The sequence below is a fragment of the Paenibacillus sp. FSL R5-0713 genome (assembly GCF_037973325.1).
Taxonomy (GTDB): Bacteria; Bacillota; Bacilli; order Paenibacillales; family Paenibacillaceae; genus Paenibacillus.
This window is the reverse complement of sequence record NZ_CP150229.1, coordinates 2,432,468-2,453,003: the sequence shown is the minus strand read 5'-3', so window position 1 is coordinate 2,453,003 and position 20,536 is coordinate 2,432,468. Positions and strand designations below refer to the sequence as shown.

21 protein-coding genes are annotated in these 20,536 nt (G+C 46.6%); all 21 read right to left on the bottom strand.

Features of this window, described 5'->3' with window-relative positions; genetic code table 11:
• Positions 1–3: 3 nt before the first annotated feature.
• A complete protein-coding gene (locus tag MKZ12_RS11160) occupies positions 4–1,251 on the bottom strand; it encodes a hypothetical protein (RefSeq protein ID WP_339260411.1) in 1,248 nt (415 codons plus the stop codon).
• A gap of 148 nt (positions 1,252–1,399) precedes the next feature.
• Entirely contained in the window at positions 1,400–1,774 is a 375-nt protein-coding gene (locus MKZ12_RS11155) for a VOC family protein (RefSeq protein ID WP_339260409.1), read from the bottom strand.
• 188 nt (positions 1,775–1,962) lie between these two features.
• Complete coding sequence (trmD, locus tag MKZ12_RS11150) at positions 1,963–2,730, bottom strand: tRNA (guanosine(37)-N1)-methyltransferase TrmD (protein ID WP_339241534.1); 768 nt, start codon at positions 2,728–2,730, stop codon at positions 1,963–1,965.
• A 1-nt stretch (position 2,731) separates the two neighbouring features.
• On the bottom strand, positions 2,732–3,244 hold the full coding sequence (gene rimM, locus MKZ12_RS11145) for a ribosome maturation factor RimM (RefSeq protein WP_339241531.1): 513 nt from the start codon (positions 3,242–3,244) through the stop codon (positions 2,732–2,734).
• Between the two features lie 330 nt (positions 3,245–3,574).
• Positions 3,575–3,805 (bottom strand): KH domain-containing protein, encoded by a 231-nt coding sequence (locus tag MKZ12_RS11140; RefSeq protein WP_024630185.1) that lies wholly within the window; start codon positions 3,803–3,805, stop codon positions 3,575–3,577.
• Positions 3,806–3,828: 23 nt separating this feature from the next.
• The gene (rpsP, locus tag MKZ12_RS11135; protein WP_017689219.1) at positions 3,829–4,101 is read right to left on the bottom strand and encodes a 30S ribosomal protein S16; all 273 of its coding nucleotides are present in this window, start codon (positions 4,099–4,101) and stop codon (positions 3,829–3,831) included.
• A 53-nt stretch (positions 4,102–4,154) separates the two neighbouring features.
• A complete protein-coding gene (ffh, locus tag MKZ12_RS11130; protein ID WP_253433704.1) occupies positions 4,155–5,531 on the bottom strand; it encodes a signal recognition particle protein in 1,377 nt (458 codons plus the stop codon).
• Between the two features lie 69 nt (positions 5,532–5,600).
• Complete coding sequence (ylxM, locus tag MKZ12_RS11125) at positions 5,601–5,951, bottom strand: YlxM family DNA-binding protein (protein ID WP_339241527.1); 351 nt, start codon at positions 5,949–5,951, stop codon at positions 5,601–5,603.
• A gap of 262 nt (positions 5,952–6,213) precedes the next feature.
• Positions 6,214–6,861 carry a hemolysin III family protein gene (locus tag MKZ12_RS11120; protein WP_253433701.1) on the bottom strand — a complete coding sequence of 216 codons (648 nt, stop codon included), beginning with the start codon at positions 6,859–6,861 and terminating at the stop codon, positions 6,214–6,216.
• 144 nt (positions 6,862–7,005) lie between these two features.
• A complete protein-coding gene (ftsY, locus tag MKZ12_RS11115; protein ID WP_339260408.1) occupies positions 7,006–8,019 on the bottom strand; it encodes a signal recognition particle-docking protein FtsY in 1,014 nt (337 codons plus the stop codon).
• A 112-nt stretch (positions 8,020–8,131) separates the two neighbouring features.
• The gene (smc, locus tag MKZ12_RS11110; protein WP_339260406.1) at positions 8,132–11,701 is read right to left on the bottom strand and encodes a chromosome segregation protein SMC; all 3,570 of its coding nucleotides are present in this window, start codon (positions 11,699–11,701) and stop codon (positions 8,132–8,134) included.
• A 371-nt stretch (positions 11,702–12,072) separates the two neighbouring features.
• Positions 12,073–12,777 (bottom strand): ribonuclease III, encoded by a 705-nt coding sequence (gene rnc, locus MKZ12_RS11105; RefSeq protein WP_091031948.1) that lies wholly within the window; start codon positions 12,775–12,777, stop codon positions 12,073–12,075.
• A 13-nt stretch (positions 12,778–12,790) separates the two neighbouring features.
• Positions 12,791–14,029 (bottom strand): beta-ketoacyl-ACP synthase II, encoded by a 1,239-nt coding sequence (gene fabF / locus MKZ12_RS11100; protein WP_062833763.1) that lies wholly within the window; start codon positions 14,027–14,029, stop codon positions 12,791–12,793.
• 176 nt (positions 14,030–14,205) lie between these two features.
• Positions 14,206–14,439 (bottom strand): acyl carrier protein, encoded by a 234-nt coding sequence (gene acpP / locus MKZ12_RS11095; protein WP_024630176.1) that lies wholly within the window; start codon positions 14,437–14,439, stop codon positions 14,206–14,208.
• Positions 14,440–14,591: 152 nt separating this feature from the next.
• Positions 14,592–15,341 carry a 3-oxoacyl-[acyl-carrier-protein] reductase gene (gene fabG, locus MKZ12_RS11090; protein WP_017689228.1) on the bottom strand — a complete coding sequence of 250 codons (750 nt, stop codon included), beginning with the start codon at positions 15,339–15,341 and terminating at the stop codon, positions 14,592–14,594.
• 210 nt (positions 15,342–15,551) lie between these two features.
• Positions 15,552–16,493 carry an ACP S-malonyltransferase gene (gene fabD / locus MKZ12_RS11085; protein WP_339241521.1) on the bottom strand — a complete coding sequence of 314 codons (942 nt, stop codon included), beginning with the start codon at positions 16,491–16,493 and terminating at the stop codon, positions 15,552–15,554.
• Positions 16,494–16,517: 24 nt separating this feature from the next.
• Complete coding sequence (locus MKZ12_RS11080) at positions 16,518–17,507, bottom strand: beta-ketoacyl-ACP synthase III (protein ID WP_339241519.1); 990 nt, start codon at positions 17,505–17,507, stop codon at positions 16,518–16,520.
• A gap of 8 nt (positions 17,508–17,515) precedes the next feature.
• On the bottom strand, positions 17,516–18,511 hold the full coding sequence (gene plsX / locus MKZ12_RS11075; RefSeq protein ID WP_339241517.1) for a phosphate acyltransferase PlsX: 996 nt from the start codon (positions 18,509–18,511) through the stop codon (positions 17,516–17,518).
• Complete coding sequence (gene fapR, locus MKZ12_RS11070) at positions 18,508–19,056, bottom strand: transcription factor FapR (protein WP_047842457.1); 549 nt, start codon at positions 19,054–19,056, stop codon at positions 18,508–18,510. Before fapR ends, plsX begins: the two co-directional genes overlap by 4 nt.
• Positions 19,057–19,429: 373 nt before the next feature.
• Positions 19,430–19,603: a 50S ribosomal protein L32 gene (rpmF, locus tag MKZ12_RS11065; RefSeq protein ID WP_017689233.1), complete on the bottom strand. Its 174-nt coding sequence runs from the start codon at positions 19,601–19,603 to the stop codon at positions 19,430–19,432.
• Between the two features lie 65 nt (positions 19,604–19,668).
• Positions 19,669–20,175, bottom strand: a complete 507-nt coding sequence (locus tag MKZ12_RS11060; protein ID WP_253433686.1) for a DUF177 domain-containing protein — start codon at positions 20,173–20,175, stop codon at positions 19,669–19,671.
• Between the last annotated feature and the right edge of the window lie 361 nt (positions 20,176–20,536).

Here is a 20,536-nt window from a genome sequence, read left to right as displayed (position 1 = left end):
AACCTAGAGTTTAACTTCACCGCCCGGATACAGAGTCGAGCTATACAGCCTTTTGAGCTGTGGTTTGGCTCTTTTGGCATCGGTTAGTGATAATGTCATCGGAGAGCTGGCGTAAACCAACGCTTCTTGTGCGTCATAGATGATGATCTGTTCCAGTCCACTCTGAACCAGATCTGCATGTACCGCATATCCCTCTTTCGGAAATTTGGTAACCGTTTTCATGTTTCCATCGACCAAAGAAGGCAAGACATCACCACCTCGACGATAAGCCAAAATATAATCGAGTCCACCCTCATCCCAGTTACTTACAGGCTCTATAATAGTTAACCAGCCACGAGTTGTGCGATTTTCTTTCCATATTTCTTGCCCATCATTGTTCAGCATGAACATTCCATCCTTACCACGCTCATCGCCCCGGACGATCCGGTCCAGACCTGCAATCTGTAAACCTTCCATTTCAGCAATAAAATGGCCCAGCGCAATATGCTGTGATTCAATCGAATCTTCATAACGCCATTTCTCATTGCCATAACGGTCCATCATAACCGTGACACTGCCACCGATAACTACCTCGACTTCCCCATCACCATCAACGTCTCCAAACCATATACAGTCGGCATGATCATCCAAGTTCTCACAAGACCATAATACCGTCCCATCATGGTCCAGCATGTCATATCCGGCCATCACTTCATCCTTTCCATCTCCATCAATATCAAACACCCACGGAAAATGTCCCGGATTCCCCTCATGCTTCCATAACAAATTAAAATCATGGTCAAGTGCCCATAACGTCTTATAGCGGTCTTTCAGTATAATGTCCATTTTGGATTGGTTACCAGTCAGGTTGGCAAGAATAATGCAGTCATGCGCTTCATCACCTGGCAGATCACGTGTTTCTTTGATCTCTCCTGTCCGGCCATCTAACACGAGAAATTGTTTATTCATAACACATAGTACTTCATTATGCCCATCACCATCCCAATCTGCGATCTGTGCAGGGTAGTCTGAGCCCGGCCCACCTGCATGGGGATCAGCAGTTCCTACCTGCCATATTAAAGTCCCTTCCAGATCAAATGCAGTCAAACAGCATACCTGATGCGGAACATATCGATCATCTATGTCCCCATCTGCCTGTACCAACAACATCTCGAGTCTGCCATCTCCATTCAGATCTCCCAAGAGCATTTTGCAGCGTTCTCCGGCTTGGCTAATATCTATTTTGGCAATTTCATAGGGTTGATGATTCATAACCTTCCTCCTCAGTTGTGATTCAGTTCCAACTGAGTTCACCATATAGAAAATTCCTTTCTTTTACAACCCTGTCTAGTGCTTATGCAAAAAAGTTCAAAGTTGCAAAACTGTACATGTCAACATGAACGATTTTTTAACGAATGATTTAAATCCATTCCAAGAACTCAAGACGATTGCCAAAAGGGTCATTGATATAAAAACGCCTTATCCCCTCCTCTTCCCTTGCTTCGTCATCGACAATATAAATATGATTATCAATCAAATGATTACGCAGCTGATCCAAATGCTGTACTTGAAATGCTGGATGAGCCTTTGTTGCTGGAACGAAATCTTTTTGTATTCCAACATGTACTTGATGTCTGCCACACTCGAACCATACACCACCCCGTTTTCTTAGAATTTCAGGTTTAGGAATCTCTGTCCATCCCAATACTTCATTGAAAAAATGACGTGCTTCCGATTCACAACCTTCCGGTGCTGCGAGCTGAATATGATCTAGACCAATAATTCTATACGTCATTCATACACCACCTTTAGTTTCACTTAATGAAACCTAGTTTCAATAATTGTACTTCCATTTTATAGAATAAACCAATCAAAATCCAGCTTCTTTTCTATATACAAAAAAAGCCAACCTTTGGTATCAAGGTCGACCTTTTGGAATGGCGAAAATTATATTAATGTGCATATAGATTATGATACGTCTATTTACTCTGTATTATTTTTACGGTTTGAGCGTATCTTTTTCAACCAAATTCGCTCTTTGTCCGTCAAATCAGCCGTTTCCAACATTTCCGGTCTGCGCTCTAATGTACGAAGCAACGACTGTTCCCTGCGCCACGCCTCAATATTCAGATGATGCCCAGACAATAGCATATCCGGTACTTTCATGCCCCTGAACTCGGGTGGACGTGTGTAGTGCGGATATTCCAGGAGTCCAGTACTGAATGAATCCGTTACGGCGCTTGTCTCATTTCCAAGCACACCTGGGATCAGACGTACGATGCTGTCAATCGCAACCATGGCAGGTAGCTCCCCACCCGTGAGTACGTAATCCCCAATGGATAGTTCATCCGTCACGAGAAATTCGCGAATTCGCTCATCGTAACCTTCATAGTGTCCGCATATAAAAATCAGATGATCTTCCTGAACAAGTTCTTCTGCTTTTTTTTGTGTAAACGTCTCACCTTGCGGACACATTAGAATGATACGTGGAGGTTTCATCGTTGCCGCAGCTTCTCCGCGTTGCTCCAGAACATCTTCCACAGCAGCAAAGATGGGATCTGGTTTTAGCACCATACCCCCACCCCCGCCATAAGGAGCATCATCTACTGTATTGTGTTTATTGGTCGCATAATTACGGAAGTTGGTTGCACCGAGGGATACCAGTCCCTTCGTTTGAGCTTTGCCCAGAATGCTTGCACCGAACACACCGTCAAACATCTCAGGGAATAGCGTTAATACATCCACTTTCATGTTACAGCAACCCTTCCATCAGGTGAATCTTCACTTGCTTCTGTTCGATGTCCACATCAAGCACGACATCATCAATAACAGGAATCAGCACTTCTTTACCAGCCGGCGTTTTGACAACCCATACATCATTCGCACCAGGAGTCAGGATTTCAGAGATGGTTCCGAGCGTTTCACCCTCTTCGGTGATGACAGAACAGCCAACGATTTGATGGAAGTAATATTCGCCCTCCTCCAACTCAGCCAGGTTCTCTTTTAATACTTTGGCCATACCGCCTTTAAACTTCTCTACTTCATTAATATTGCCATATTCTTTCAGACGAAGAATATACATATTTTTATGCAAGCGTGCAGATTCCACATTAACCATCACTGGATGGTTATCTGGTGTAAAGAAAAACAACTCCGCATTTTTCGCGAAACGTACTTCCGGGAAATCGGTTAAAGGCATGATTTTCACCTCACCGCGAATTCCATGTGTATTAACGATTTTACCTACATTCATAAACTCTGCCATATTTCCTCCTACAATCCATTCATATGGTACTCATATTTGATGATCTTCCTGCGACCGTTCCGGTGACGGATCGTTCCTCGGATCGCTGTTATCCCCTGATTTTTTTAATTATTTTTAAATGTTAAAATCCAGTGATAGCGTATGCTTCCGATGTAGCTTTCTTTCAGAAAGCTTTAAGGCGAGCGCTGACGCTTCTTCAGAATCGATTCCGTCCCCTTCACTACTTCCGCAAATAATCATACTTGACGAACTACTTCAATCATATTATTTAAGTTTCAGCATGCACGAAAAGGGGCTAGGACATGCATCCTAACCCCCTTTCGTATATCTTTAAGATATGATATCAACGGTAACCCGTTTATCCATCTTAACTGCTGCTGATGTGACGACCGTACGAAGTGATTTTGCGATTCGTCCCTGTTTACCAATTACCTTCCCGACATCGTCAGGATGAACGGTTAACTCATAAACGACAAGCCGGTCTTTCTCAACCGTCCGAACCGCCACATCTTCCGGATGATCGACTAAAGCCTTAGCAATTATGCTTACTAATTCTTCCATAGATGACCCTCCGAATCAGCACTTTATTTAGATAATTTAGACTCGTGGAACTTCTTCATCACGCCCGCTTTGCTAAGCAAGTTGCGGACAGTGTCAGATGCTTGTGCACCGTTTTGAAGCCATGCCAATGCTTTATCTTCATCGATCTTAACAACAGCCGGTTGTTCAACCGGGTTGTAGTAACCGATCTCCTCGATAAAACGACCGTCACGTGGGGAACGGGAATCCGATACCACTACGCGGTAGAAAGGAGCTTTGTGAGCACCCATACGTTTCAGACGAATACGAACTGCCATTTGAAAATTCACCTCCTTCAATGAAATCTGTATATGATCCAGCTTCGCTTAAATCAACGGAAAGGAAACTTCATTCCTTTGCCCATACCTTTAAGCTGCTTCATCGCTTTATTTTTACCGCCTTTAGGTCCCATCATATCCGAGAACTGTTTCATCATGCGGCGCATCTCATCAAACTGCTTGATCAGACGATTTACTTCAGCCAGAGATGTTCCGCTTCCGGTAGCAATACGCTTCCGACGGCTATGGTTGATCAAGTCCGGGTTGCGTTTCTCTTCGGTAGTCATTGAGTATACGATCGCTTCGATCCGGCCCATCTGTTTATCATCAACCTTCAGGTCCTTGGCTTGTTTCATCTTGCCCATGCCGGGAATCATATCCATGATCTGATCGATTGGTCCCAGCTTTTTCACTTGATCCATCTGCTCCAGGAAATCTTCAAACGTGAATTCTGCATTACGCATCTTCCGTTCCATTTCCTTGGCTTTATCGGTATCAATATTTAATTGTGCTTTCTCTATCAGAGATAACATATCTCCCATACCGAGAATCCGCGAAGCCATACGTTCCGGGTGGAACGGCTCCAAAGCGTCAAGTTTCTCTCCAAGGGAAGCAAACTTGATTGGGCACCCCGTAACGGCTTTGACAGAAAGTGCAGCACCACCACGAGTATCGCCATCCAGCTTCGTCAGGACAACCCCGGTCAGATTAAGCTGCTGGTTAAAGTGTTCTGCTACGTTAACCGCATCCTGACCTGTCATGCTGTCCACCACAAGCAGTACTTCATCCGGATTCACTACGCTGTGAATCTGGCGAAGTTCTTCCATCAGCTCTTCATCAACATGCAGACGTCCAGCTGTATCGATAATAACATAGTCATTACCGTTATCTTTGGCATGTTGAAGACCTTGACGTGCGATCTCCACAGGGCTTGTCTGATCACCCAGTGTGAATACCGGCGCTTTGATCTGCTCGCCAAGTACTTGCAACTGTTTGATCGCTGCCGGACGATAAATATCTCCTGCAACAAGCAATGGTCTGCTGTTTTGCTTTTGCAGCATTTTAGCCAGTTTACCCGAGGTGGTTGTTTTACCAGCACCCTGCAAACCAACCATCATCAGCACCGTAGGCGGTTTGTTCGCTTTAGCCAGTTTGGCCTGGCTTCCACCCATCAAATCCGTCAGTTCCTTGTTAACGATGTCGATGATGACCATTCCTGGCGTGAAGCTCTCCATCACTTCTTTGCCAACAGCCTTCTCTTTCACCTTGGCGATGAATTCCTTGACCACTTTGAAGTTTACATCCGCTTCGAGCAATGCCAGACGTACCTCGCGCATAGCCTCGGCTACATCTTCATCAGACACCTTGCCTTTGCCGCGCAGCTTGCTGAACACATTCTGTAATCGGGTCGTTAATCCTTCAAATGCCATGATCCCACCTCCTTAAGCTTTATTACTGTTTTTAAGACCGATACGTTCCACTGAGCCGTTATAATCTTCTCATTCGCTGAGCTGAGCAACGATATCGTGTATTTGTTTGTTGTCATCAATGGAGACGCCTGCGCGTTCCAATGCATTTTGCAAATCTTCAAGATTGCGATTACGCCGTTCATGCTTTTCCAACAAGCCCAGCTTGCTTTCGTAATTCTCCAGCACTTGTTCGGCACGCTTGATATGCTCGTATACCGCCTGGCGGCTGATCTCAAACTCGGCTGCAATTTCACCAAGTGAAAAATCGTCATGAAAGTAATACTTTAGAAAAGTCTGCTGTTTCTCGGTAAGTAACAATTCATAAAAAGCAAACAGCAAGTTAATCCGGTTTGTCTTCTCAAGCCGGTTTTCTTGACTCACATCGGGGCACTCCCTTCGTCAAGGAAAAACACTTTACACTCTTGCAACGTTCCTAATAATACCTAAAACAAATCAGGTTGTCAAGCAAAAATACTTGTCACAATAAAAACAGCTTTGATGATATGTTATTTCGATGTTTGACAGGTGATATATACCTTATTTCACAACAAGCACATACTATTTTTACTTGTACGAGATCACCTCTATGTAAAAGAAAAACGAACGCGTCTCAGTCCGTGGAGATGCATCCGTTTATGGCGTTCTAGCGAAGTGGTGTCAGGTACAACAGTACCATAAAGAAATGAAGAATGCTGCCTGCCAGTACAAAGAGATGCCATATCGCATGATGGTAAGGGAATCCACGCCACACATAAAAGAGTGTACCCAGTGTATACATCAGGCCTCCAGCAACCAGCAACACAATTCCGCCTGTAGGTATGGCAGCCATCAGCGGTTGCCAGGCAATTACGATGAGCCAGCCCATCGCAACATAGAAAATCGTGGACATGAACAGAAACCTTTTCGTGAAAAACGCCTTAAAGATCACGCCGAATAATGCGATTCCCCAGATTATGCCGAACAGGGTCCATCCAAGTGTACCGCGAACAGCAATAAACAACAGCGGAGTGTATGATCCCGCAATAAACAAATAAATGGAAGAATGGTCGAAAATCTCAAATAAATCTTTCACTTTTCCATCTTTCCATGCATGTACGAGAGTAGAACTTGTATAGAGCAGCAACATGGTGATCCCATAGATCGTGAAACTGACCACATGCCAAGCCGTTCCTTTTATACTAGAAAATACAATCAATATCACCAGTGCAGCCACACTGAGTGCAGCGCCGATTCCATGTGTCACCGCATTGGCGACTTCTTCACGGCGAGAATAGGTATGAGTATTGGCCATTTCAACCGTCCTTTCCAGCCCTTTAGCATTGCCTGCTTTATTCCCATTATACACGTATTGCCAGTGACATTACACGTGACACTTATCACGTCTATCACTGGCAATTACGCTTAACGCTATGAATTTATCTTAATTAACATGGTTCTACGAGTTCGTTTCCTCTTCTTCAGCACTTTCAGCTGGTTGCTCTTGGATCAATCCGGCGAACAAGGCATGAACGAACTGCTCTGAATCAAATTGTTGCAGATCATCGATCTTTTCACCCAATCCCACAAGCTTCACTGGCAAATCCAGCTCCTGACGAATTGCTACAACGATCCCGCCTTTGGCTGTTCCATCCAGTTTCGTTAGTACGAGGCCGGTTACGCCGCTTTTCTCACCGAAAAGTTTAGCCTGATTTAAGGCATTTTGACCTGTGGTCGCATCCAAAACCATCAGCACTTCATGCGGAGCATCCGGAATTTCACGTTGGATGACACGATAGATTTTGTTAAGCTCGTCCATCAGGTTAGATTTGTTCTGCAGACGACCTGCTGTATCACAGAGGAGAACATCGGCACCCCGTTGTTTTGCTGCCTGCACCGCATCATACATAACCGCTGCCGGGTCAGAACCGGATTGCTGTTTGATCACATCGACACCGGCACGTTGTCCCCATACTTCCAGCTGTTCGATGGCTCCGGCACGGAACGTATCTCCAGCGGCCATGATGACTTTCTTACCTTGCTGTTTAAATCGATGTGCCAGCTTGCCAATTGTCGTTGTTTTACCAACACCGTTAACACCAACAAACAAAATGACAGTAATGCCGTCCGGGTTCATTTTCAGCTCGTTATTCTGTTCACCACGAAGAAGATCCGTCAGTTTCTCAGACAATACAGGCTGCAGCTCAGCCGCATCCTCAATTTTGCGTTTTTTCACCTCAGCGCGCAGGTCTTCGATCAGATTCATGACCGTATTCACGCCAACGTCTGCTCCAATCAAAATCTCTTCCAGTTCTTCATAGAACTCTTCATCGATTTTTTTGCGGCGGATCACGAGATCCGAGACTTTCTCCACTAGCCCTTTACGTGTCTTTTCCAATCCATCCTTGAACTGTTTGGTAACTGACTCTGTTTTGTTTGCAATGCTGTCTCTCAGCTTTTTAAAAAAACTCATAAAGCCCCTCCATCGTGTACATAATCTAGCGCTATGCAATAATGCTCAATCTAAATGAATTTTAATATTTAATAATGATAATGAGTTCATTTGTCCCACAGCCTTGGATCGATCAGGCAATGACCGCTTCCTCATCTTCCAGTTTAACCGAAACGAGCTTGGATACTCCGCCCTCTTCCATTGTGACACCATACAGCACATCAGCCTCTTCCATCGTACCTTTACGATGGGTTACAACGATGAACTGTGTCTGTTCGGAGAATTCACGCAAATACTGGGCAAAACGGACCACGTTAGCTTCGTCCAGCGCTGCCTCTACTTCATCCAGTACGCAGAATGGTACAGGTTTGACGTGCAGAATGGCAAATAACAAAGCCATTGCCGTCAAAGCCCGCTCCCCACCGGATAACAGTTGCAGGTTTTGCAGTTTCTTGCCTGGTGGCTGAGCCACAATATCTATTCCCGTTTCAAGCAAGCGCTCCGGGTCCATCAGAACAAGGTCAGCTCGTCCCCCGCCAAACAGCTTGGTAAAGACGGTACCGAACTCACGGCGGATTGCATCGAACGTGATCTTGAATCGCTTCGCCATCTCGTCTTCCATTTCCCGAATAACCTGATACAACGTTGTTTTGGCTTCCACCAGGTCATTCTTCTGTTCACTCAGGAACTCGTATCGCTCATTGACGCGCTGGAACTCTTCAATCGCTCCCAGGTTAACATCACCCAGGGCGGATATACTGCGCTTCAGCTTCTGTACCTCTGCCTGTGTATGCTCTACATCTTCCGGCACCGGATAACGCTCTTTGGCCAGTTCATAACCCAGTTCGTATTCGTCCGTCAGCTTTCGAAGTATATTTTCCAGCTCAACATCCAACCGGTTCACGGAAATTTCGGTCTGTCGCATCTGCTCTTCCACAGCTTTCAACTGCGTGCGCTGTTCCTTCGTTTCGCTCTCCGCAAGCTCAAGCTTTTTCGACAACTCACTTCGGGCAGCACGTTTGAAGTCCAGTTCTTGGGAAGCTTCCGCTTTTTTCAGCTTGTACTGGTTCAGATCTTCAATCTGCTTAACACTCTCGGTCTGTGTTTTCTTGAGATCTGCTTCCATCGAAGCTAACAAGGTGCGATTCTGACGAAGATCTTTGACCAGCGACTCCACTTCCCGCTCCAGACGTCGCAATTGTTCCCCATTGGAGAATCGCTCCTGATCGAGCTTGCCTTCCCGTACTTTCAACTCGGTGAGTTGGCTCTGCAATTCTTCCTTCGCGGATTCATTGGCTTTCCGAGCAAACTCGGCTGCATGAATGGCACGATGAGTCGCTTTTTCTTCTTCTTCAAGCTGCTCCAGCTTCTTCACAGCGACGATGCGAGCCGTATCCAGCTCTTTGATCTCTTCGGTGAATCCGCTCTTCTCCTGCCCGGCAACGGCAACCTGCTCAAGCACGTGGCGAAGCTCATGCTCTACCTGCTTCATTTCCATCGAAGCCTGCTGTTCTGCATTTCGGGTATCGTCACCAGACTGGCGAAGTTCATCCAGTTTGTCCTGACACTGCTCCAGTTGAACTTTTACATCATCCACACTGCGATGCAGTTTCACAATTTGATTTTCGGTATCCAAAATATCCTGATCGAGTTGGTCCAACTGCCGTTTACGACTGAGCAGACTCACATTTTTCTTGTGCTGGCTACCACCTGTCATGGAACCACCCGCATTAACCACATCACCTTCAAGCGTCACGACCCGGAAACGATACTGGCAGCGAGCCGCAATTTTATTGGCCACCTCCAGCGTTTCGGCAATAATAACATTACCCAACAGACTGCCAATGATTGAAGCATACTTGGATTCGAATTGTACAAGATCAGCACCGATCCCCACAAAACCTTCCATACCTTCGATCATGGAACGTTCAGCCGCTCCAATGGCACGAGGACGAATGACATCGAGAGGCAGGAACGTTGCACGTCCCAACTGGCGCTGCTTCAGGAAAGCAATCGCCTGTCTGGAAACTGATTCATTTTCCATGACCACATGCTGCAAGGATGCTCCCATTGCTGTCTCTACCGCAAGTTCGATCTTCTCGGGAACTTTAACGAGTTCAGCCACAGCTCCATGAACACCGCTCAGCGTACCTTTACGTGAAGCCTTGAGGACCTCCTTGACACCCAGCATGAATCCGTCAAAATCATCCTGCATCTCTTTCATTGTATCGCGGCGGGAAACTTGAGCTTCACGCTTTTGTTCCCATTTACGGACCGTGCCCCGACTTTCTTCGAGCAGCTTCTGCAGTGACTGGAGTCGTTCACTTTCCGTAATATAACCACCACGTAGATCACTGATTTCTTTGCCCAAACGAACAACTTTTTTCTCAATGTCCGCTTTGCGACTTTCCAGTGTCTCTTTCTGTTCTTCCCACTTGCCTGATTCCTCAGCCGCGCGATTCATTCTGCGCTCCAGCGTTTCTTTCTGCTGATCCACATAACGAATTTCATTTCGTGTCTGAGCCATCTGATTCATCAGTTCCAGCAAGTTGCCTTTGAGGCTTTCCTCTTGCTGCTGGCTAATACCCCCTGTGACACCGATGAGTTTGGCTTCTTCCTGCGACAACTGATTTCTCACATCATTCAGTTCATGCTCAAGCTTGCCAAACTTCTCACGCAGTGCAATCAGCTCGGTTTCCCGTTCGCGATGTCTCTCTTCACTGGCGGCAAGCGTTACTTTGAGTTGCTCCTGATTTGTTTGCAGATGGTGCGAGCGCTCCTTGAGCAGTTCTCCAAGGCCTTCACTTTTCTCCGTCGCTTCACTGAATTGCAATAAGGCGGATTGCAGTTGCTCTGTCTCTGTTTCCAGGATACGCAGCGCATTCCGATCATTTTCCAGCTTGGCATCATGCGTAGAGACAATCGCCGCCAGTCCAACCTCTTCCTGTTTTAGCGATTGCAGCCTTTCGTTGGCCTTACTCCAAGATGCATGAATCTGTTCGATCTGGTACACATACATGGAAATTTCCTGTGATTTGAGCTGCGAACGAAGTTCTTTATAATGGATCGCTTTCTCCGATTGTTCCTTCAAGGGTCCAATCTGATCCTCCAGTTCGGTCACCAGATCATGAATACGCAGTAAATTCTGCTCTGTCTCATCCAGTTTGCGCGTAGCATCCCGCTTACGGGATTTATATTTAACGATACCTGATGCCTCTTCAAAGATGCCCCTGCGATCCTCTGAACGGGTACTCAGAATCTCTTCAATTCGTCCCTGTCCAATGATCGAGTAGGCTTCCTTACCGATACCGGTATCCATAAACAACTCCGTAATATCCTTCAAGCGACAAGATTGTTTATTAATAAAATATTCACTATCTCCGCTGCGATGTACACGACGAGTCACCGTCACTTCACCGAAATCCAGTGCAAGTGCGTGATCCTCGTTATCGAGTGTTAGCGACACTTCACCAAAATTAACAGCCTTCCGTGCATCACTACCTGCAAAGATGATATCTTCCATCTTGCCACCACGCAGCGATTTGGCACTTTGTTCCCCCAGAACCCAACGGATTCCGTCCGATATATTACTCTTGCCACTTCCGTTCGGACCTACAACAGCCGTAATGCCACGAACGAATTCCATCTCCGTTTTGTCGGCGAATGACTTGAATCCACCCAATTCAATCCGTTTTAAAAACATAGGGTTTCTCGTCACCTCCTCTTGCAAATTTCAAGTATTGCATTCCAGCGCCTAAATAAATTGAACCATTGCTATTACACATGACTACTTCGATTGCAGTACCATCCTCCGATCGCCCTTATCCCCAGATTTTCTTGATTCCCTTATCCAAGGGAAAAATCCGTTGATAAATGCGCACGCTTTGCTTCTTCAGATTGGTTCTGCACTCTTCGTTTTGTGTAAAATAGAGTTCACTTATTTAGTTAACGATCAGGCTAACTCCCCCTGAACCTCTTTACAAAAAAAAGAGCAAAAAGCAGTCCGGCCGATTACTTCCGCCGGGGCGGACCCGCGGGCTGCTCTTTGCTCTTCGTTTGTCTATGCGCTATCGGTTAAGCTCCGGCTTCCGGAAGCTTCAGTCGATCAAGTGCTGCAGATGCAGCCTGTTGTTCCGCTTCCTTTTTGGAACGCCCTGTACCTCTGCCAAGCCGTTCTTGACCCATATGGACCTCCGAGACAAACTCACGTTCATGGGCAGGTCCCCGTTCCTCAACGATACGGTATTCCAAAGCTCCCATATTGTGATGCTGAGTCAGTTCCTGCAGTTCCGTTTTGTAATCACTCATTTGCAGCTTGCTGCCCAACACGATTAATGGAAAGACATGCTGGTCGAGAAATGCCCGGACAGGCGCAAGCCCCTGATCCAGATACAATGCACCAATGAAAGATTCAAACACATCCGCCAGCAGAGCCGGCCGTGTCCGTCCTCCCGTTAGTTCCTCACCTTTACCAAGAAGTACATACTGACCAAAACCCAACGCTTCAGCAAATTTGACGAGGGAAGGCTCACAGACAATGGATGCCCGCAGCTTAGTTAATTCGCCTTCCGGACGGTTAGGATACAAATGATACAAGTATTCCGATACAGTCAGTTCCAGCACGGCATCGCCCAGAAACTCCAGACGCTCGTTGTCCTGATGCTGACTGAACCGGTGTTCGTTTACATAAGAAGCATGGGTAAACGCTTGTTTTAAAAGCTGCCTGTTGTCAAATTTGATTTGAAGTTTATGTTGTAACTGCTTCAGATCTTCACTCAAACGAACTAGCCCCTTATGCTTCAAATTTTTTGAGAATAATGGTGGCATTGTGACCGCCGAATCCAAATGAATTGGACATGGCAATATTGACTTTAGTTTGACGTGGAACATTTGGAACATAATCCAGATCACATTCCGGGTCCTGATTTTCCAGGTTGATCGTTGGTGCCAATGTCTGATGTGTCAGTGACAATCCGCAGATAACCGCTTCTACACCACCAGCAGCGCCAAGCATGTGGCCCGTCATGGATTTCGTGGAACTCACTGCGAGCTTGTACGCATGATCACCAAACGCCTTTTTGATCGCAAGCGTTTCAGATCTGTCACCTACAGGAGTTGAGGTTCCGTGTGCATTAATGTAATCCACTTCTTCAGGCTCAATACCCGCATTGCGAAGTGCCATCTTCATGCAACGTGCTGCTCCATCCGGATCTGGTTCTGTCATGTGATGTGCATCGCCTGTCAGACCGTAACCGATCACTTCACCATAGATGCGTGCACCACGTTTTTGAGCATGCTCCAGGGATTCCAGAATCAGAACACCAGCGCCTTCGCCCATAACAAAACCATCACGTTCTGTATCAAAAGGACGGCTTGATTTCGCAGGATCATCATTACGTGTAGACATTGCGCGCATAGCACAGAACCCTGCAAGACCCGTTGGTCTGATTGTTGCTTCCGCACCACCACAGATCATGGCATCTGCATCACCATTGGCAATCAACTTGAAGGAATCTCCGATGGAGTGTGTACCTGTTGCACAAGCGGTAACAACGTTAATGTTGGGACCTTTGGCACCAAGAGAGATGGACATTTGGCCTGAAGCCATGTTGGAGATCATCATGGGAATAAAGAATGGGCTTACCCGTTTTGGACCTTTTTGCAACAATGCATTATGTTGGTCCTCCCACGTACCCAATCCACCAATACCTGATCCGATGGATACACCGAAACGCTCTGCATCAATATTCTCGTTAATTTTCAGACCACTGTCTTCAACGGCTTTGAAGCCGGCTGCCACAGCGAACTGTACAAAACGGTCCATTTTGCGAGCATCCTTGCGATCCATATATTCTTCCGGGTTGAAATCCTTGATCTCAGCTGCAATCTGTGTCGTGTATTCACTAACATCAAACGCCTCAATCTGAGAGATTCCGGACTTTCCTGCCATTAAACTGCCCCAGAACGTTTCCAAATCTTTTCCGAGCGATGTCATTACGCCCATTCCGGTAATTACTACTCTTTGTTTCAAACCGAGTCACCTCTATATCGACTGCATTACGCAAGTATTTTGTGGGAATATCCGCAAACAGACATCTATTCAACCAAGATAAGCCTGCTTGAGTAGAGTTGCTTGCGGAATGAGAAAAACCAATGAATGATGAGAAGTCCCGCCTGTTCGAAAACATGTGCGGGACTAAAATGACTTTAGGTATGAGATTGTATGTAGTTTACAACTTCACCTACGGTCGTGATTTTTTCTGCATCTTCATCAGAGATTTCCAAATCAAATTCATCTTCCAATTCCATGACCAATTCCACTACATCCAAAGAATCAGCACCCAAATCTTCTTTGAAAGATGCTTCAAGTGTAACTTCAGCTTCGTCTGCGCCCAAGCGGTCGACGACGATGCGTTTTACACGCTCCAATACATCGGACATCCGGTTCACCTCCTTCTTTGGTATTATACGAGAATCGCAGGCAAAATGCCATAGAAGACATATGCGGCTCCCGGCCGGGGAACCCGGCCTTTTTCCGGCATTTCGGATCGTCCAGCGCCTGTTCCCCGACTATTGTTCAAGTCCGGGAAGAATTACATGTACATGCCACCATCGACATGCAGCGTCTGCCCTGTCATATAAGATGAAGCCTGTGAAGCCAGGAAAGTGACTACACCGGCAATTTCATCCGGCTGACCCAAACGGGACAACGGAATACCACTTAGCATACCGTCCACCAGCTCCTGGGACAACTCTTTTGTCATATCCGTCTCTATGAAACCTGGTGCAACACAGTTGACTGTGATTCCACGTGAAGCCAGTTCACGAGCAGATGCCTTTGTCAGGCCAATAACTCCTGCCTTCGCAGCAACATAGTTCGCTTGTCCAGCATTACCGAGCACACCTACAACCGAGGAGATATTGATAATTCTTCCCGACCGTTGTTTCATCATTGGACGTGTAACCGCCTTAAGGCAGTTAAACACACCTTTGAGATTGGTTTCAATAACCTGATCGAATTCTTCCTCTTTCATACGCATGATCAGATTATCACGGGTAATACCGGCATTGTTCACCAGAATATCAACGTTGCCCCAAGCTTCGAGAGTAGCTTTCACCATTTGTTCAGCTTCATCCATCAGACCCACATTGGCTTGAAGTGTAATCGCCTTGACTCCTTTGGCACGAATCGCTTCCGCCACTTCCTCAGCTGCCGCTTGGCTACCCGCATAATTCACGGCTACGTTCGCTCCAGCTTCTGCAAGTGCCAGTGCAATACTGCGTCCAATGCCCCGGGATGCCCCGGTAACGAGTGCATTTTTACCTTCTAATGGTTTAGACATAATCATTCCTCCTTTCCCCAAATCTATATCAGTTCAACCAAAGAATGTTTACACTTGCCACTCCGATGACAGAATAAACTTCCGATCACTGTTATCCCCAGATTTTTTGATTCCCTTTTCTAATGGGAAAATCCGGTGATAAAGGCGAACGCTCCGCTTCTTCAGTTTTTTTCTGTCCTCTCCGTTCTCGTGTAAAAAGTTTAGTTTAACTCATATAACTCCTTCTAATTCACTTGCCGTTGCTTCGAGCGTTTCAAGACTGTTCACATTGTACAGTTTTACGGTTTTATCTGTTTTTTTAATCAAACCGGTCAATACACTGCCAGATCCAATCTCGATGAACGTATCCACGCCTTGCTCAATCAGCCATGTCACACTGTCTTCCCATAATACAGGAGAATAGACCTGAGCTGTCAACAAATCCCGAACCTGTCCATCCTCTGCAGGTCTTGCAGTCACATTAGCGACTACAGGAACCGCTGCCGGTGAGAACGTAACGGTTTTCAGTTTCTCTTCCAGCTTCTCAGCCGCACCCTTCATCAGTGAAGAGTGGAACGGTCCGCTTACTTCCAAAGCAATGGCGCGTTTACCGCCTGCTTCTTTCACTCGTTCCGCGACAGCAGCTACGCCTTCCTTCACACCAGAGATGACGATTTGTCCCGGACAATTCATGTTGGCAAGTTCAACCGCATGACCAGTTTCAGATACGTCACGGCAAAGCACCCCCAGCGCTTCCCGATCCGCACCAAGCACAGCAGCCATCGCTCCTTGTCCACCCGGTACTGCCTGTTCCATATACTGACCACGCGCCCGCACAGTGCTCACAGCGTCAGCAAACGAAAGAACGCCCGCTGCCACCAGTGCACTGTATTCTCCCAGACTGTGTCCAGCCATATAGTCTGGCTGAATTCCTTTTTCTTTGAAAGCTTCAAGCAAGGCAATACTTGCTGTCAACAGAGCCGGTTGTGTATTTGATGTCTGTTTCAACTCAGTCTCTGGTCCTTCAAATACAAGGTTGCTCAGCGAGAAACCCAATGTTTCATCTGCTGTGCGAAAAATTTCAGTTGCCGCAGGCACGGACTCATACGCGTCCTTAGCCATGCCTACAGCCTGTGATCCCTGTCCGGGAAATACAAATGCTATTTTACCCATCTCATTCATCTCCCAGATGTCTATTTACCAAACGAGTACCGATGCTCCCCATGTCAAACCGCCACCGAATCCAACCATCAGAACGGTATCTCCGGCTTTCATGCGACCTTCCTCTGCGGCTTCTACCAAAGCAAGCGGAATGGAAGCAGCCGATGTATTGGCATACTTATCCACGTTGACTACAACCTTTTCTTCAGGAAGTTCCAGTCGTTGCATCGCAGATTGGATAATCCGAATATTCGCTTGATGCGGAACAAACAGATCCACATCCGTACGCTCCATACCAGCCTTGCGTAATACCTCAATGGTAGCCGTACCCATGACACGGACTGCAAACTTGAACACTTCACGACCATTCATGTAGATGTAATGCTTTTTATTTTCAACGGTCTCTGCGGAAGCAGGCAGACGGGAACCGCCGCCTTCCATCTGAAGAAGACTACCGCCAGCACCTTCGGCACCGAGATCAAATGCTTTGAATCCGCGACCTTCTGGAACTTCACCAACGACTACCGCGCCTGCCCCGTCCCCAAAGAGGACACATGTGTTACGGTCTGTATAATCCGTAATACGAGACAAACAGTCAGCTCCAATAACAAGTGCGTTGTTGTACATGCCGCTTTGGATGAAGCTGGTAGCACTTGCCAACCCATATACAAATCCGGAACAAGCTGCCGACAGATCAAATGCCGCCGCACCTTTTGCACCCAATTTGTCCTGCAAGATGCAGGCTGTTGATGGGAACGAAGAATCCGGGGTAATGGTTGCAACAATAATCAGATCCAGATCACTGCCTGTCATGCCAGCAGATTCAAGTGCTTTAAGAGCTGCTTCATATGCCAGATCAGAAGTTGCCTGCTCGGGTGCAGCAATGTGACGCTCTTTGATTCCTGTACGACTGACGATCCATTCGTCATTGGTATCGACCATTTTCTCCAGATCGCTATTCGTCAAAATTTTCTCAGGCACATATTTCCCTGTACCAATAACCCCTACTGGGCGCAAATTATTCATGTCGTCACTCACTTCCCGCTAATTTCCTTAGATATGCTCTCTACCAGCTGATTCTGCACTGCAATCCGAGCTTGGCGCACAGCATTTTTGATGGCATTGCCATCAGCAGATCCATGACTTTTTACAACCAGTCTGCTCAAACCGAGGAGCGGCGCTCCGCCATGCTCCGTATAATCCAGCTTTCGTTTCAGCCCACGCAACTCAGGCATCAATACAGCTGCAGCCAGTTTACTTTTAAGAGAAGATGAGAATTGCTCCTTAAGCAAGGCGAAAATGGCACCTGCTGTGCCTTCCAGCGACTTCAGCAGTATATTTCCTGCAAAACCGTCGCATACAAGCACATCACAAGCACCAGTCAGCACATCACGCGCCTCAACATTACCGACAAAACGAATGGGGAGTTGTTCCAGTAAAGGATATGCATGTTTGGTTAACTCATTTCCCTTGCCTGGCTCTGTTCCTACATTGAGCAAACCCACTCGTGGGGACGCTATGCCCTGTACTTTTTGCCGATACAAGCTGCCCATCAGGCCATATTGCGCAAGATGCTCCGGTTTGGCATCCATATTCGCTCCGAGATCCAGCGCAAGTACACCTACATCATCAATCGTTGGAATCATGGGCGCAAGCGCCGGACGTTCAATGCCTTCCATTCGACCTACAACAAGCAAACCTGCTGTCATCAGCGCTCCGGTATTGCCTGCCGAGATCATCGCGTCCGCTTCGCCCTCTTTCAGCATACGGCCTGCAACCACCATGGAGGCATCCTTCTTGCGACGTACTGCTTTTACGGGTTCATCATCCGAACCAATAACTTCGGAAGCATGCCGGACCGTAAGATTGGCAGGTCTCACACCTGACTGACTCAAAAGAGGCTCCAGCTTGGCTTCATCGCCGATCAGGACGATCTGTGTATCCGCCCATTCCGTGGCTGCGGCGATCGCACCTTCTACCGTTGATGCAGGTGCATTGTCGCCTCCCATGGCATCAATGACGATTTTCATTCCAAATGACCTCCTTCTCCGCTGTCTTCTCCACCTGAATGGTAGATTACAAAGTTGCCTTGAAACACCATTTCTTCACCTACATAAGTGAATACTTCCACTTTGGCTTTGCCCTTTTGACCCGGAATCGATCTCACATAAGCCTTTGCAATACATTTCTCTCCCAAATGAACCGAACGGACAAAGCGAATGTCTGCTGATGCAGTCAACGCGATCTCGTCATTAATAATGGCTACAGCCAAGGAGTTGGCCTGTGCAAAGACGTAGTGCCCACGTGCAATCCCTGTTCTGGAAAACACATGCTCTTCCTTAATCTCAAACAGGGAAATCCCGCTTTTGTCCAGCTGCAGATCCACAATATCACCGATAATCTCATGCAGGGGCAGCGAGCGCACCTGATCATACGAGAGCTCTGCCATCAGTTTCATCCGCTCCCGAAGTTCGGGTATTCCAAGTTCCAGTCTGTCAAGACGAATCGTCTGAATACTCACCTTCAATTGGCGCGTAAGTTCCTGATCCGTCACAAACGGGTTCTCTTCTATCATTTTGGTTAACTGCTGTTGCCTCTGTCTCTTCGGTACACGTTCGATGCCTGACACCCCCCGCTGTATCGTTTACGGAACCGTCCCATCCGGCCAGTTCAACCATTCTTTCGTGTTGCTTCTATAGATGCATCCCTGGTCACCAGGGTCGTTCTCAAACGGATTATGGTTCATCATATATGTAACGTCAAATCTTAGAACCTGGTACTAAACTATAGTATATCTCATCCCGTGTCAAAAAGAAAGGCTGGCTGAACAAAAACAATTCACCCCTGTGGAGCAAAGATTTCATGCTTGTTAACTCCCTCTACCTACACTATCTAATCGAAAAAAAGTAGCACCTCATCGAAATGAAGTGCTACTTAATGTCCAACTATTATTGAGAGATGATCTCTCTTGCTTTGTACGTTCCGCACACTTTGCACACGTGGTGACTAAGTTTAAGTTCGCCACATTGTTCACATTTCACCATGCCCGGTACAGCCAATTTAAAGTGAGTGCGACGTTTGTCGCGACGCGTCTTGGACGTTCTCCGTTGAGGTACTGCCATTATTCCCACCTCCTTATCAAAATCAACCTTTGCAGGTAGTTGTTACGTTCGATTTTCAATCATGCTCATTTAAAAAAATCCTTGAGCCCTGCAAGCCGCGGATCGATAACCTGGTTATCACAACCGCAGTCACCTTCGTTCAGCTCATGGCCACACTTGGGGCATAACCCTTTGCATGTATCGCTGCATAGCGGTATAAACGGAAGATCCAGCAGAAAAGCTTCCTCGGCATAACCTTTCAGATCAACGCTATCCCCATCCACATAGAGCGTATCGTCGTCTTCATGTAATTCCTCTGGCTGTTTTCCCTGCTTGAATTGCTCATGAAAATCAATATGAAAATGTTCATTGATCGGCTTAAGACAACGGGAGCACAACATGTCCACTCCTACGGTCAGCTTGCCATGAACATCCACAACGTCACCTTCTCTGAATTCTGCGGATAAATCCGCAGTCAGGGGGGTAACGGCTGTGATATCTTGTCGGTTAGAAACCAGTTCCTTGATATCCCACTGTTCGTTAAACTTCAGGGGGCCATCACTGGTAGCCACTTTGCGAAATGGCATTAACATTTCCATCACTCCAAACGAAACCAATTTCATAATTCATGTCAAACGTATCACGACAGTTATACAGGTCAAGCCTGCTCTTGTAAAGCAATAAATCCTGACTGTATGTATTCTGACGATTCATCGTTAAAAGTATTATGAAATTGACTTAACAAACAAAAATCATTATACCGATTTTTCAAGACGTTTGTCAACACTTTTAACTTTACACCCTATTTTAAAACCGATGGCTCAGAACCGTTTACTCCATCTGGTCTATTATAGACTCACTTCAAGATAAACTACAAGTCGTCATTTTAGTTGTAGTTTCTTGCAAACCGCGGTCACATTTCGTTAACGTTTAGTGTGATCTATGTCACACAGA

Bases quoted from the DNA above. Each gene is read 5' to 3' on its own strand.
- acpP (WP_024630176.1), bottom strand. From the start codon at position 14,439: ATGTCCGATGTATTGGAGCGTGTAAAACGCATCGTCGTCGACCGCTTG.
- smc (WP_339260406.1), bottom strand. From the start codon at position 11,701: ATGTTTTTAAAACGGATTGAATTGGGTGGATTCAAGTCATTCGCCGAC.
- rpmF (WP_017689233.1), bottom strand. From the start codon at position 19,603: ATGGCAGTACCTCAACGGAGAACGTCCAAGACGCGTCGCGACAAACGT.
- ftsY (WP_339260408.1), bottom strand. From the start codon at position 8,019: ATGAGTTTTTTTAAAAAGCTGAGAGACAGCATTGCAAACAAAACAGAG.
- MKZ12_RS11120 (WP_253433701.1), bottom strand. From the start codon at position 6,861: ATGGCCAATACTCATACCTATTCTCGCCGTGAAGAAGTCGCCAATGCG.
- MKZ12_RS11160 (WP_339260411.1), bottom strand. From the start codon at position 1,251: ATGAATCATCAACCCTATGAAATTGCCAAAATAGATATTAGCCAAGCC.
- MKZ12_RS11140 (WP_024630185.1), bottom strand. From the start codon at position 3,805: ATGGAAGAATTAGTAAGCATAATTGCTAAGGCTTTAGTCGATCATCCG.
- plsX (WP_339241517.1), bottom strand. From the start codon at position 18,511: ATGAAAATCGTCATTGATGCCATGGGAGGCGACAATGCACCTGCATCA.
- MKZ12_RS11060 (WP_253433686.1), bottom strand. From the start codon at position 20,175: ATGTTAATGCCATTTCGCAAAGTGGCTACCAGTGATGGCCCCCTGAAG.
- trmD (WP_339241534.1), bottom strand. From the start codon at position 2,730: ATGAAAGTGGATGTATTAACGCTATTCCCTGAGATGTTTGACGGTGTG.
- rpsP (WP_017689219.1), bottom strand. From the start codon at position 4,101: ATGGCAGTTCGTATTCGTCTGAAACGTATGGGTGCTCACAAAGCTCCT.
- fabD (WP_339241521.1), bottom strand. From the start codon at position 16,493: ATGGGTAAAATAGCATTTGTATTTCCCGGACAGGGATCACAGGCTGTA.
- fabG (WP_017689228.1), bottom strand. From the start codon at position 15,341: ATGTCTAAACCATTAGAAGGTAAAAATGCACTCGTTACCGGGGCATCC.
- rimM (WP_339241531.1), bottom strand. From the start codon at position 3,244: ATGGCAGAGTTTATGAATGTAGGTAAAATCGTTAATACACATGGAATT.
- MKZ12_RS11155 (WP_339260409.1), bottom strand. From the start codon at position 1,774: ATGACGTATAGAATTATTGGTCTAGATCATATTCAGCTCGCAGCACCG.
- fapR (WP_047842457.1), bottom strand. From the start codon at position 19,056: ATGATAGAAGAGAACCCGTTTGTGACGGATCAGGAACTTACGCGCCAA.
- ffh (WP_253433704.1), bottom strand. From the start codon at position 5,531: ATGGCATTTGAAGGATTAACGACCCGATTACAGAATGTGTTCAGCAAG.
- MKZ12_RS11080 (WP_339241519.1), bottom strand. From the start codon at position 17,507: ATGAATAATTTGCGCCCAGTAGGGGTTATTGGTACAGGGAAATATGTG.